Here is a 13,185-nt window from a genome sequence, read left to right as displayed (position 1 = left end):
ATGCTGATCCGGCCTCCCGGATTCCGAGGCGCCGCCTTTACGACGGCCGCGGCGGGCGACATGTCGTCCGGTGATCGTGAGAAGGTGTCCGGGACGCTCGGGATCCGGGCCGAGTGGGCATCGGTCCGCCAGGTTCATGGGGCGGACGTCGTCATCGCTACGGGACCCGGCCGGACCGGGCCCGGCGATGCCCTTGTCACCGGCGCCAGGGGTCTTCCGCTGGCGGTGATGACCGCCGACTGCGTCGGTGTGGTGCTGGAGACCGAGCATGCCGTGGGCGTGGCGCACGCCGGTTGGAGGGGGGTGGTGGCCGGTGCGGTGGCTGCGACAGCCCGCCGTCTGGAGGGTCTGGGCGGGCGGCCCGGTCCCGTCGTGAGGGCCGCCACAGGTCCGCTGATCGGGCCCTGCTGTTTCGAGGTCGGGCCGGAAGTAGCCGGGTTGTTCCATGACCGGCATGTCAAGTCCACCGGAGGCATGACGACGGTGGATCTGGCGACCGCCGTCCGTGAACAGGTTCCCCTGGCCGAGTGGTGGTCGGTCGAGGCATGTACTCGATGCGAGGACGGTTGGTTCTCGTTCCGAGCCGACCGCACCGAGCATCGCCTGGCAACCCTGGGATGGATACCGTGAGCGTGGCCGCCCGGCTGCGCGAGGTGGCACAGCGAGTGGAGGCGGCTGCACGCCGGTCGGGCCGCGACCGCGACGACGTGAAGATCGTGGCGATCGGCAAGGGCCGGCCCCCGGCCGTTCTGGAAGAGGCGATCGAGGCCGGACACAGGGTGTTCGGAGAGAACCGCGGGCAGGAATTGGCGTCGAAAGCCGACCTGCTCCCGGGCGAGCTCGAATGGCACTTCGTGGGTCCTCTCCAGACCAACAAGGTACGGATGGTCCGGCCCCGGGTGGCGCTGCTGCACTCCTTCGACCGGGACCGCCTTGTGAAGCCGTGGCTACGCGGAGCGGGCCGGACCCCGCCGGCCCTGCTGCAGGTCAACATCGGGCGGGAACCCCAGAAGTCCGGGGTCCGACCCCGTCTCGTAGTCGAGACATTCGAGCGGTGGGAATCAGCGGGAGTCCCGCTGGACGGGGTGATGGCGATACCTCCGATGGGTGCGAAACCCGAGGATTCCCGGCCCTATTTCGTCCGTATGCGTGAGATAAGGGACGAGTTGTCCGCCAGGTTGGATCGTCCGATGGCGCTTAGCATGGGCATGACGGACGATTTCGAGGTCGCGATCGAGGAAGGATCCACCATCGTTCGGGTCGGACGGGCTATCTTTGGGCACTGAGTCCGTAGCGGTACAGAAAGAGCGTCATGAACAAATTGCTGACCTGGATGGGTCTGGTGGACGAAGGCGAGCCCACTATGAACCCTGGTTATGGAACCCGGACCGATATGACCAGCCGCCGGCCTCCGCCGCGGAGCCAGTTTCGTTTAGTGGACGATCAGCCGCCTAACCCGGCCGATCGGAGTTCCCGGATCGCCGAGCCGGCCCCGCCATACCAGAGGCCTGCGGTCGTGTCCGCGCGGGGCGACACGGATGTCATCGTGCGAGGTCCGGAGCCGGCCGTCGTATCGGCCAGCTACACCGAGATACTCGAGGCCCACGGTTTCGATGACGTGAGGAAGGTCGCCGATGTCCTCCGGGAGCAGGTCCCGGTGGTGGTGAACCTGAAGAATCTCGATCCTCCGACGGTACGGAGGCTGGTCGACTTTCTGTGCGGCCTGGTGTATGCGCTGGAGGGGACGATCCAGAAACCGGCCACGGGAGTCTTGCTGGTGCGCCCTCCAAGAGTCACCATCACCCGGCAGGAGTTACAGCGCCTGGCCTCCATGGGCCTGTACGACTTGGACGTCTGAGGCGGGCTTGATCCGGCTGATCTGCAATCTGGCGCAACTCTACGTGGTTGCGGTCGTCGCCCGGGCCGTCCTGAGCTGGATCGAGGTTCCCGGCGATCACCCGGTCGGCCGGGCGGTCGCGGTGCTGTCGCGGATCGTGGATCCGCCGCTCCGGCCACTCCGGCGGCACCTTCCCGCCATTCCGGTTGGAGGCGTTAGGTTGGACCTGTCGCCGATCATCCTGATCATGGCGGTACTGATCTTGACGAGGATCATATGCGGATAACTTCGAACGAGGTCCAGGCGGTCAAGTTCTCGGTCTCCCTCCGCGGGTACGCCGCGGACGAGGTGGACGCCTTTCTCGAGATCGTGGTCCAGACGATCTCCGAGTACGAGGGCATTCACGACCGGTTGCAGCGCGAGGTCAAGCGATTGCGGGAGGCGCTCGACGAGTGCCGTGAGTCTCGGATTGCCGAGGGTCCTGCCAAGGCCCGGACCGTGGTGACCGTCCAGGCCGACGAGGCAGTGGCCCGGGTTCGGGACATGATCGACGAGGCGGCCCGGACCTCGGAGCAGATGGTCGAGAACGTGCTGGAGGCGGGCGAGCACCTGCTGGACCAGTTTCGCGCCGCGATGACGCCCGCAGAACCGCAGGACGGTCCCACCCCGCTCCCGTAGCCGTCTAAAGGGTTGCCAGATGTCGTATCGATCGTTCGAGGGGTCGCCTCCCGTCACATCCCTGCCCCGGCGCGCCGACGTGGCGGTGGTCGGCGGCGGGGTCGTCGGGTTGTGCGCCGCATACGAGTTGGCGGCGCACGGTCGCGAGGTGGTCGTCATCGACCGGGGGCCGATCGCTCGCGGGAGCGCCGCGGGCAACGCCGGGCTCGTCACGCCGAGCCATCTGATCCCCATGGCCGCCCCGGGCGTGCTGTCCGGCGTGGTGCGCGGGATGATCCGGCGCACCGGACCGGTAACGGTGCGGCCGTCGATCGATCCGGCGTACCTGCGCTGGATGGTCCGTTTCGCCCGCAACTGCACCGCACGAGCGGCCCACGCAGGGTCCGTCGCCCTTCGCGACCTCGGCTTCCTGAGTGCCGACCTGGTGGTGGACTGGATCGAGCGTGACGGGATCGACTGCGACTACCGCAAGCTCGGACTCCTCTACGTCTACGGGGACGAGGCGGCTTTCGCGGCGGGCCGGCACGAGGCCGACACGATGGAGCGTTACGGCGTGACCGTCGAGAGATACGGCGCCGCCGAACTCCACGAGCTGGAGCCGGCGCTGGACGAGAAGGTCATCGGGGGATTCCGGTGTGTCGACGATGCCGGCCTCGATCCCGCCCGGTTCATGTCCGGGATCGTGTCGGTGCTGTCGGGACGCGGGGTCGCGTTCGTCCCCCATACGGGGCTGATGGACTTGCGCACCTCCGGCGGCGCGGTCGACCGCCTGGTGACCTCGCGGGGCGACCTGGTGGCTGACGAGGTAGTGATCGCCACCGGCGCATGGACCCCTAGGGTGGCCGCCCTTCTCGGCGAGTCTGTTCCCGTCCAGGCCGGCAAGGGCTACAGCATGACCGTGGCGGCGCCCAGCCAGGGTCCTCGCAACAACCTCCTGATAGGGGACAGGTGGGTGGCCGTAAACCCCATAGGCGACAAGCTGCGGATGAGCGGGTGGCTCGAACTCGGGCGCCTTGACACCCGGCCTTCTCTCCGGCGGCTGGCCCAGATCGAGGCCAACGCCCGATCCCGCGTGCGACTCGATCCCGAGCTCACCGTGCTGGAAAGATGGGCGGGCCTGCGGCCCGTGACGCCCGACGGGCTTCCCATAATCGGTCGGTCACCCGGCTGGGCCAACGTCACCTACGCCGTCGGGCACGGCAAGCTCGGTCTGTCCCTCGGGCCGGTAACCGGCCGCCTGGTCGCCCAGATCGTCTGCGACCGGCCCACCGACCTCGGGTTGGACTCGGTCTCACCCCGCCGGTTCTCCTGAGCAGGCTCCCGGGGGCGAGCCAAGGATGTCGTTCCCCATGGAGGACGCCACGGTGTAGGCGCGGCGGGTGCTGAGTGCCTGGTCGTGGTCAAGCGTCCCGCATCGCCGGCCGGTCGGGTTGTCACCCGGTGAGCAGCGCATCCACCGGTCCGAGATCCGTCTTCACTCTCGGCCGGGGGCCATCCGGCAACAAGGGGGTTGAAACTGTCACACCCTCGTTATAGGTTATTGGATTACCGAAATTACCAGCGGTTCAGCACCGACGTCAGCCGGACCGATCGAGGGATCAAGTCGTTCGGGACCGCCCCGCCGGGCAGGGCGGGACGCGTCTCGGACCAGGTGGCGGCGGTGGGGGAGGGCCCGCAGGGCTGGGTGTGGCGATTTTCGCGGTCTTCTCCAGGGCGGGACTCGAGACGAGACTCGTGGTCGGGCCGGCGTCGCCGCCCGTGCGGATCAGGTCCCGGAAGTGACGTCAGCCGGTCGCTTTCTCCAGGTGTACAGACAAGGCGCTGCCGCCGATCTCGAATCTCATCCCGCCTGGCATGGGGCCTGAGAGGATCGCCACCGCCAGCACCTCGCCGGCGATGAAGTCGGCATGGCTGTCGATGGCCTCGTAGAGGAGGTCGTCTTCGGTGTGATACCGGAGCCGGATCCGGTCGGCGACCTCGAGCCCGAGGTCGCGCCGGGCGCGCTGGATCCGCGACACCACCTCGCGGGCCCAACCCTCGCTCCTGAGGTCATCGGTCAGCGCCGTGTCGAGGGCTACCGACAGCGAGCCGTCCGATGCCACCGCCATACCCGGACGGGGGTTCCTGGTGACGACCACGTCATCGGCGCTCAACTCGTGGCCGGCGACGGTCATCCCACCCGCCTCTACGAGGGCCGCCACCTGTTCCGACGGCAGCCCGGCCAGGGCTGCGGCCACTTCCCGGACCGCTGCGCCGAGGCGGGGACCGAGGCGCTTGAAGTTGGCCTTGGCCACCAACTCGACCACCGACAGCTCGTCATCGCGGGTGCCGACCTCCTTGACGTTCAACTCCTCGGCGATCACCGCGCCGTGACGATGAACCGCCGCCGTCACCTCCGGATCGCGGGTGATCACCGCCAGGCTCGCCAGTGGCTGGCGAACACCGATCGAGAGATCCGACCGGAGTGACCGTCCCAGCGTCACCACCGTGCGGGCGACGTCCATTGACCTCTCGAGATCCTCGTCGATCGTGTCCTCGTCCACCATCGGGTAATCGGTGTGATGGACGCTGGAGGCATCCGGGACCAGGCCGGAGTGGATCTCCTCGGTGATGAAGGGCAGCACCGGCGCCAGGAGGCGGCTGAAGGTCACCAGCACCTCGTAGAGGGTGGCGAAGGCAGCCTGCTTGTCGGCCTCGTTGCCCTCCCGAGCCCTCCAGAACCGGCGCCTGGACCTTCTCACGTACCAGTTGGTCAGGTCGTTGACGAAGCCGAGAGCCGGACCCACCACGGCATACAGGTAGTAGCCCTCCATCATCTCGTTGGTCCGCCGGATCAGCGACTGCAGGACGCTCAGTATCCAGCGGTCGATCTCGGGTCGGTCGGCGGGGGCGGGCGCCGACCTGAGGTCGTCGAACCGGATACCGTCGGCCTCGGCATAGGTGGTGAAGAAGGAATAGGCGTTCCAGAACGGCAGGATGACCGTACGCACCACCTCACGCACCCCCGCTTCCGAGAAGCGGAGCGGTTCGGCCCGGAGCACCGGCGAGTCGATCAGGTAGGCCCGGACCGCGTCTCCCCCGTACCGGTCCAGGACGGCGGAGGGCTCGGGGTAGTTCTTGAGGCGCTTCGACATCTTGCGCCCGTCCTCCGCCAGGATCATGCCGTTGACCACGCAGTTGCGGAAGGCCACCTCGTCGAAGAGGGCGGCGGCCAGCACGTGCAGGGTGTAGAACCATCCCCGCGTCTGGTCGAGACCCTCGGCGATGAAGTCGGCCGGGAACGTCCGCGGGAAGCGCTCCTCGTTCTCGAACGGGTAGTGGTACTGGGCGTAGGGCATCGACCCGGACTCGAACCAGCAGTCCAGCACCTCGGGCACGCGAACCATCGTGCCCGGCCCGTCCGGGCACGACGGGCACGGATACGTCACGTCGTCCACCACATGCTTGTGGAGGTCCTCCAGCCAGACTCCGGTCCGGTCGGCCAGGTCGGCCCGGCTGCCCATGCACTCCTGGTAGCCGCAGGAATCGCATTCCCAGACCGGGATGCAGCTCCCCCAGAACCGGTTGCGGGAGACCGCCCAGTCCCGGGCGTCCTCGAGCCAGTTCCCGAACCGGTTGGCCCCCACCGGTCCCGGGACCCAGTGGATCGATCCGTTCAACTCCACCATCCGGGCACGGATCGACTCGACCCGTACGAACCAGGTCGGGATGGCCTTGTAGATGAGAGGCTGATCGGTGCGGTAGCAGAACGGGTAGGAGTGGACGATCTGCTCGTTCCGCAGCAGTGCTCCCGATTCCTGAAGAAGGCCGATGATCGTGTCGGCCGCCTCGAACACATGCAGCCCGGCAAGGTCGGGGGTGGCGGCGGTGAACCGGGCTTCCAGGTCGACCGGGTCGACGATCACGTCCAGGTCAGCGTCCGCCAGCGCGTAGAGGTCCTCCTCGCCGTAGGCGGGCGCCATGTGGACCAGGCCGGTCCCCTCGTCGGTGGTCACCGAGGAGCTTTGAATCACCCGGAAGGCCCCCTGGTGGCGCCGATCCTCGAAGTAGGCGAAGGGCGGCCGGTAGCGCACCCCCAGTAGCTCGCGCCCGGTGGCGACCGCAGCCGGCTCGATGTCCTCGCCGAAGACCTTCTCCACCCGCCGGGCAGCCACCCAATGGCGGCCGCCGCGGTCCGCGACGGCCACGTAATCGATGTCCGGGCCGACCGCGACCGCGAGGTTCCCCGGAAGCGTCCAGGGCGTGGTAGTCCAGATCGTCAGGTAGTCGCCGGGCCGGGCCGGCCCGTTCGGGTCGGGGGTCTCGAGGATCTCCAGGCGGACCGTGATGGCGGGGTCCGGGTGCTCGCGGTAGCCGCCCAGGCTCACCTCGAAGTTTGAAAGGGTGGTACCGGCGGCCCATGAATATGGAAGTACCTTGAAGGCCCGGTAGACCAGACCCTTGTCCCAGAGGGCACGGAACACCCACCAGACGCTCTCCATGAACTCGGGATCCATGGTCTTGTAGTCGTCCCTGAAGTCGACCCAGCGGCCTATGCGGCGGGTTATGCCCTCCCAGTCGGCGGTGGTCACCTCGACCATCCGGCGGCATGCGTCGTTGAAGACCGTCACTCCCAGATCCTTGATCTGGCGGGGGCCGGAGATGCCGAGTTGCTGCTCGACCTCCATCTCGACCGGCAGGCCGTGGGTGTCCCAGCCGAAGCGGCGCTCCACCCGATGCCCTCGCATGGTCCAGTAACGGGGAACGATGTCCTTGATGATCCCGGCCAGGATGTGGCCGTAGTGGGGGCTCCCGGAGGCGAACGGGGGACCGTCGTAGAACGTGTACTCCTGCTCGTGGGGTCGCATCTCGACCGAGGCCTGGAAGGCGCCGGTCTCGTCCCAACGCTCCAGGATGCGCGCGTCGAGGGCCGGGAGGTCGAGCCGGGGAGGCACCCGGATGAAGTCGGAGACCGGCGGGGAGGCGGGTTGGCTGGCTGGCATGATCCTGGAGTGGCGGGTTCGGGCCTGGACAGGCTAGCGATGTGTCGCCGGTCCGGCTGCCCTTCGAGGAAAACGGCTGCAGGATCGACCTGCCGCCGGGCGCTCGTAGTGGATGGCGCGGGTACCGGCTCGGGCGGCGACCCCACCAGGTGGCAGAGACGATCATGGGCGATGCCTGCGGTCGGGTTTCCGACCTGCTACCTTCAGTCGGCCCCCACAGTCGCACCCGGAGGGAAGAGCGGTATGGCGTCTCGTCGCAAGCTGGCCGAGTCCACACTTGCACGTTTCAAGAGGCTCCTCGAGGAGAAGGAGCGGAGCCTTGTGGTGGTCATCGCCGACCACGAGGCCGAGCGGAGCGAGGTAAGGATGGCGGAGACCTCCGCCGAGCGCAGGCCTGATCCCGACTCGGCCGATGGCGGGTCGATGGCCTTCGAGTTCGAGAAGGAGTTGTCGGTGGACCGCAACAGCCGCGACCTGCTCGGCCAGGTCCGCAGTGCGTTGCAGGCGCTCGAGGACGGCACCTACGGTGATTGCCGGGTTTGTGGAGGTCCCATCCCGGTGGCGCGGCTGCGGGCACTTCCGCAGACCAGCCTATGCGTGAAGTGCGCTTCGCTCCGGCGCTGACCAGCCGACGCATCAACGCCGGCCTCCTGGGCGGAGCCGTCCTCGTAGCCGATCAGATCAGCAAGCTGTGGGCGCGGACGGCGCTGGCCGACCACGACCTCGTGATCATTCCCAGGTGGTTCCGGCTCGCGGTCACGGAGAACTCGGGGGCGGCCTTCTCTCTGTTCCAGGGCTACGGGGCCTGGTTGGGCCTGGCCGCCCTCCTCGTCGCCTTCCTGATCCTGGTAGCGGTGGAGCGCACCAGGAGCACCAGCGAGTTGGTCGGTCTGGGCCTGGTGCTCGGCGGGGCGATCGGAAACCTCGGCGACCGGATCTTCCGTGGACCCTGGCTCTCCGGGGCGGTCACGGACTTCATCGATTTCAGCTTCTGGCCCACCTTCAACCTGGCCGACTCCGCCATCACGGTGGGCGTGGTGATCCTCGTATGGGCGGCCAGACGCACCTGACCGTTCCCGAGTCGCTGGACGGCGCCCGCTTCGACCTGGTCCTGGCGCGGCTGGCCGGGGTGAGCCGGGCAGGGGCCAGGCGGATGATCGAGGCCGGCCGGGCAGGCCGGGTCACGACGGGGCCGGACAGCAGGACCCGGCCCGGCACGCGGCTTGCGGCCGGAGACGGACTCTGGTTCGTGCCTCCCGAGACCCCCGCATTGCGACCGTATCCGTTCGAACTGGACGTCCACTACGAGGACCGCTACCTGGCTGTGGTCGGCAAGCCCGCGGGGATGGTCACCCATCCGGGACCCGGTCACGGCGAGGGAACCCTGGTCTCGGCGCTCCTCCATCGGTGGCCGGAGGTGGAGGGGGTGGGCGAGTACCCGCGCTGGGGGATCGTTCACCGCCTCGACATGGACACCTCCGGAGCGATCCTCATCGCCCGGCGTCCGGTTGCCCATCGCCGCCTGACTGAGGCGATGGCCGCCCGGGATGTACGCCGGCGTTATTTCACCCTTACCCACGGCGGCTTCGGCGTCGCCTCCGGGACGATCGACGCGCCGATCGATCGGCGGCGGGCGCGCCGGTTCGTAGGTCCCGGCGGCAAGCCCGCCGTCACCCACTACCGGTGTCTGGCCGCGTGGGATCGTCCCCTGCTGAGCCTGCTGGAGGTGACCCTCGAGACCGGGCGCACCCACCAGATCCGGGTGCACCTGGGCTCGATCGACCGTCCCGTGGTGGGGGACCGGGTCTACGGCCGGCCCGCCGGGGCAGGAGTCGATCCGGGGCGCGTCTGGCTCCATGCCCACCGGCTCGGCCTCCGCCATCCGGTTTCCGGCCATGAACTAGATGTGGAGGTGCCCCTTCCCCTCGATCTCCGGTCGAGCCTCGATGTCCTCGGTCGGCCCGGTACCGGAGAGGTGCCGACGGAATAGTCGACGACTCCCGATCTGCCGAGAGTCGCTAGTGTTCCGGAGCGCTGGGTGCCCCTGACCGGTCGATGGGTAGCGGTCAAGGATGAGCATGGTGAGTAACGGGTTCGTTCACCTCCACGTGCACAGCGAGTTCTCGATGCTGGACGGCGCGGCGCGGATCGACGACGCCGTGGCCGCAGTGGTGTCCGCCGGCCAGCCGGCGCTGGGCCTGACGGACCACGGAGTTCTCTACGGCGCCGTGGACTTCTACCGGGCCGCCACCGGAGCGGGAATCAAACCGATCATCGGTGTGGAGGGCTACCTCACCACCGGCTCCCGCTTCGACCGGCCCACCGGCCGGGACAACGTCCGCCACCACATCACCCTTCTGGCGGAGACCCAGACCGGCTACGCCAACCTGGTCAAGCTGGTCAGCAGGGCCTTCCTGGAGGGTTACTACTACAAGCCCCGCATGGACCACGAGCTACTGGCCGAGTACGCCGAGGGGATAATCGCGACCAGCGGATGCCTGTCCGGTCACGTGCCCACCCTGCTCGCCCCGGACGCGCCCCGGGAGAACGGGAATGCCGGCGGCCGGAGAGACCTGGAGAAGGCCGTGGAGGCTGCCGGCCTGTACCAGGACATCTTCGGCCGGGACCGGTTCTTCATCGAGCTCCACGACCTGGGCCTGGAGAGCCAGCGACGCATCCTCCCCGACCTGGTGGAGATATCCGAGCGGGTCGGCGCCCCGCTCCTGGCCACCAACGACGCCCACTACACCCGCCAGGACGAGGCGGCCGCCCACGATGTCCTGCTCTGCATCCAGACCGGATCGACCGTTAACGACCCGGAGCGGAGCCTTCGCTTCGACGGCGACGAGTTCTACCTGAAGACCCCCCGGCAGATGCGCGAGCGTTTCCCGGAGGACACCTATCCCGGCGCGTGCGACAACACCCTCCTGATAGCCGAGCGTGCGAACGTGCACCTGGACTTCGATCAGATGCTCCTGCCCCATTTTCCGGTGCCGGACGGCCACACCGCCATGTCCTACCTGCGGGAGCTGGTGATGGAAGGCGCTCGCCGGCGCTACCAGGGCGAGACCGGCGGCGAGGTCGGGGAGCGCATAGAGCACGAGATGCGGATCATCGATGACATGGGCTTCCCCGACTATTTCCTGATCGTCTGGGACCTGGTGCGCTACGCCAAGTCGCGCCGGATCCGGGTCGGCCCGGGACGGGGGTCGGCGGCCGGGTCGATCGTCGCCTACTCGTTGGGTATCACCGACCTGGACCCGATCGAGTACGGCCTCATCTTCGAGCGCTTCCTGAACCCCGGGCGGCGCGAGATGCCTGATATCGACATGGACTTCGACGAGCGTTTCCGCGGCGACGTCATACGGTACGCGGCGGACAGGTACGGATCCGATCACGTGGCGCAGATCGTCACCTTCTCCACCATCAAGGGGAAGCAGGCGATTCGCGACTCTGCCCGGGTCCAGGGCTTCCCGTACGCGATGGGCGACCGCCTGGCGAAGCTGATGCCGGATCCCGTCCTGGGACGGGAGGCTTCGCTCGACATCTGCTTCAACCCCCCGGGCCCCGAGGCCGATGCCATCACCAGAGAGTGGCATAGCCACGCCGCCGCCCTGCGGGAGGAGTATCGCAACGATGATGATGTCCGCTTGGTCCTGAATACCGCGCGGGGTCTGGAGGGGCTACGCCGCCAGGACTCGATCCACGCCGCGGCGGTGGTGATCGCTCCCCGTCCGGTCACCGATCTGGTCCCGGTGCAGCGCAAGGGCGAGGATGCCGAGGTGGTCACCCAGTACGAGATGCATGCCATCGAGAAGCTGGGGCTGCTCAAGATGGACATTCTCGGGCTGCGCACGCTGTCGACCATCGATCGAACACTGGACCTGATCGAACGCAGTACCGGCACCCTCCATGACATCGACGGGATCGCACTGGACGATCCCGACACCTACGCCATGCTGTGCCGGGGCGACACCATCGGGGTCTTCCAGTTGGAGGGCACCGCCATGCGGTCCCTGATCAGGAGCCTCCGGCCGGACCGATTCGAGGACATGATCGCCCTCGTAGCCCTGTACCGGCCCGGGCCGATGTCCAACGACTGGCACAACGCCTACGCCAACCGCAAGAACCGGCGCAGCCCCGTGGACTATCCCCATCCGGCCACCGAGAGCGTGCTGAGCGAGACCTATGGCCTCATGATCTACCAGGAACAGGTCATGCAGATCGCCCGCGACATAGCGGGGTACTCGATGGCAGACGCCGACGCCCTGCGCAAGGCGATGGGCAAGAAGATCCCCGCCATCATGGCCAGGGAACGGGACAAGTTCGTCGACGGGGTGGTAAGCGGCGGCAACCCGCCGGAGTTCGGGGGCGCCCTGTTCGACTCGATCGAGGGCTTCGCAGGCTACGGCTTCAACAAGTCGCACAGCGCTGCCTACGGCCTGTTGGCCTACCAGACCGCCTACCTCAAGGTCCACTTCCCCGCCGAGTACATGGCCGCACTGCTCACGTCATCGCGACGGGACAAGGACCGCACCCGGATGTACCTGAGCGAATGCCGAACGATGGGCCTGGTGGTGTCGGCCCCGTCTGTCAACGCTTCCGAGAGTGACTTCACCGTCCGGGACGGCAGGATCGTGTTCGGGCTCTCGGGTGTGCGGAACATCGGGTCGGCGGTGGTCGAGAAGATCATAGAGGCGCGCCACGCCGGGGGCGCCTTCGAGGACTTCCAGGACTTCGCCAACCGGGTGGACGGCACGGCACTCAACAAGCGGGTGGTGGCCTCGCTGATCCGGGCGGGCGCGTTCGATGACCTGGGGCATGCCCGGCGGGGTCTCAACGAGGTGGCCGAGTTGCTGATCGAGCGCACCCTCGCCCGGAGGCGGCACGAGGACGCGGGCCAGTTCAGCCTGTTCGGCGGGGAAGCCGAGGTCCCGGACTTCGACGAGGTGGCGATTCCCGGAGACGAATGGAAGAAGAACGTACTGCTGGCCCACGAGAAGGAAATGCTGGGCCTCTACGTGTCGGACCATCCGCTGGACGGCCTGGACCGGGCCCTAGCCCAGCACGCCACCACCACCGTGTCCGGGCTGGCGGCGTTGCCGGACGGGGAACGGGTGCGGGTCGGCGGGATCGTCAGCGGGATCACCCGGCGCTACACGTCCTCGGGGGAGCAGATGGCCTACTTCAACATTGAGGACCTCGACAACACGGTCGAGGTGGTGGCCTTCCCCAAGACCCTGTCGTCGGTCGGGGAGCTACTCGAGGAGGACGCCATCATGGTGGTCGAGGGCAGGTTGAACAACCCGGGGGACGAGGTGAAGGTCCGGGCCTACCGGATCACCCGGCCCAAGCTCATCCCCGACAGCGACCTTCGGCTACATCTGGAGCCCTACGCGGCGCTCACGGATCAGGCGGCCTTCACGGAGGCGCTGCGCGAGCTCCGTCAGGTGCTGTCCAACCATCCGGGTCCGGCGCCGGTTTTCATCGATCTCACTGCGGGAGAGCGCCGGAAGGTCTACAGGCTGGACGAGAAGGTGGAACTCTCGTCGTCGCTCTACGCCGAGGTGAAGGGCATTTTCGGTGAGGCGGCCCTCGCATGAGGGCAATCCGTCGGGAGGAGATGCTCCGGCCCGGAGCCTGAAACCTGAGCGGACCTGAGGAGCGTGCCGAATAGGTCGCCTACAC

General features: G+C 67.8%; 11 protein-coding genes. 10 read left to right on the top strand and 1 reads right to left on the bottom strand.

The annotated features are described in order from the left end of the window. Genes ACOQPD_RS03140 through ACOQPD_RS03115 form a run of 6 tightly spaced genes read left to right on the top strand, consistent with a single transcriptional unit; the run spans position 1 to position 3,827 of the window. Positions 1 to 630, top strand: coding sequence for a laccase domain-containing protein (locus tag ACOQPD_RS03140; protein ID WP_420613450.1), 630 nt, complete (start codon positions 1 to 3; stop codon positions 628 to 630). Continuing rightward, positions 627 to 1,286 carry a YggS family pyridoxal phosphate-dependent enzyme gene (locus ACOQPD_RS03135; protein ID WP_420613449.1) on the top strand — a complete coding sequence of 220 codons (660 nt, stop codon included), beginning with the start codon at positions 627 to 629 and terminating at the stop codon, positions 1,284 to 1,286. Before ACOQPD_RS03140 ends, ACOQPD_RS03135 begins: the two co-directional genes overlap by 4 nt. Before the next feature lie 26 nt (positions 1,287 to 1,312). Beyond that, positions 1,313 to 1,858 carry a cell division protein SepF gene (locus ACOQPD_RS03130; protein ID WP_420613448.1) on the top strand — a complete coding sequence of 182 codons (546 nt, stop codon included), beginning with the start codon at positions 1,313 to 1,315 and terminating at the stop codon, positions 1,856 to 1,858. Positions 1,859 to 1,865: 7 nt separating this feature from the next. Continuing rightward, complete coding sequence (locus ACOQPD_RS03125; protein WP_420613447.1) at positions 1,866 to 2,123, top strand: YggT family protein; 258 nt, start codon at positions 1,866 to 1,868, stop codon at positions 2,121 to 2,123. Further along, complete coding sequence (locus ACOQPD_RS03120; protein WP_420613446.1) at positions 2,114 to 2,515, top strand: DivIVA domain-containing protein; 402 nt, start codon at positions 2,114 to 2,116, stop codon at positions 2,513 to 2,515. Before ACOQPD_RS03125 ends, ACOQPD_RS03120 begins: the two co-directional genes overlap by 10 nt. A 19-nt stretch (positions 2,516 to 2,534) precedes the next feature. Continuing rightward, complete coding sequence (locus ACOQPD_RS03115) at positions 2,535 to 3,827, top strand: NAD(P)/FAD-dependent oxidoreductase (protein ID WP_420613445.1); 1,293 nt, start codon at positions 2,535 to 2,537, stop codon at positions 3,825 to 3,827. 472 nt (positions 3,828 to 4,299) lie between these two features. On the opposite strand, the gene ileS is transcribed toward ACOQPD_RS03115, so the two are convergent. Further along, a complete protein-coding gene (gene ileS, locus ACOQPD_RS03110; RefSeq protein WP_420613444.1) occupies positions 4,300 to 7,497 on the bottom strand; it encodes an isoleucine--tRNA ligase in 3,198 nt (1,065 codons plus the stop codon). Positions 7,498 to 7,740: 243 nt separating this feature from the next. Between ileS and ACOQPD_RS03105 the strand changes: the two genes are divergently transcribed. The 4 genes from ACOQPD_RS03105 (at position 7,741) to dnaE (ending at position 13,100) form a co-directional block, all read left to right on the top strand. Then, complete coding sequence (locus ACOQPD_RS03105) at positions 7,741 to 8,121, top strand: TraR/DksA family transcriptional regulator (protein ID WP_420613443.1); 381 nt, start codon at positions 7,741 to 7,743, stop codon at positions 8,119 to 8,121. Continuing rightward, the gene (gene lspA, locus ACOQPD_RS03100) at positions 8,091 to 8,567 is read left to right on the top strand and encodes a signal peptidase II (RefSeq protein WP_420613442.1); all 477 of its coding nucleotides are present in this window, start codon (positions 8,091 to 8,093) and stop codon (positions 8,565 to 8,567) included. The genes ACOQPD_RS03105 and lspA overlap by 31 nt, the downstream gene beginning before the upstream one ends. Next, positions 8,546 to 9,487 (top strand): RluA family pseudouridine synthase, encoded by a 942-nt coding sequence (locus tag ACOQPD_RS03095; RefSeq protein ID WP_420613441.1) that lies wholly within the window; start codon positions 8,546 to 8,548, stop codon positions 9,485 to 9,487. Before lspA ends, ACOQPD_RS03095 begins: the two co-directional genes overlap by 22 nt. An 88-nt stretch (positions 9,488 to 9,575) precedes the next feature. Continuing rightward, complete coding sequence (gene dnaE, locus ACOQPD_RS03090) at positions 9,576 to 13,100, top strand: DNA polymerase III subunit alpha (protein ID WP_420613440.1); 3,525 nt, start codon at positions 9,576 to 9,578, stop codon at positions 13,098 to 13,100. Positions 13,101 to 13,185 lie beyond the last annotated feature (85 nt).

The sequence above is a fragment of the Candidatus Spongiisocius sp. genome, from assembly GCF_965221825.1.
GTDB lineage: Bacteria > Actinomycetota > Acidimicrobiia > Spongiisociales > Spongiisociaceae > Spongiisocius.
The sequence above is the reverse complement of the archived record's forward strand: the minus strand, read 5'-3'. Positions and strand labels throughout refer to the sequence as shown.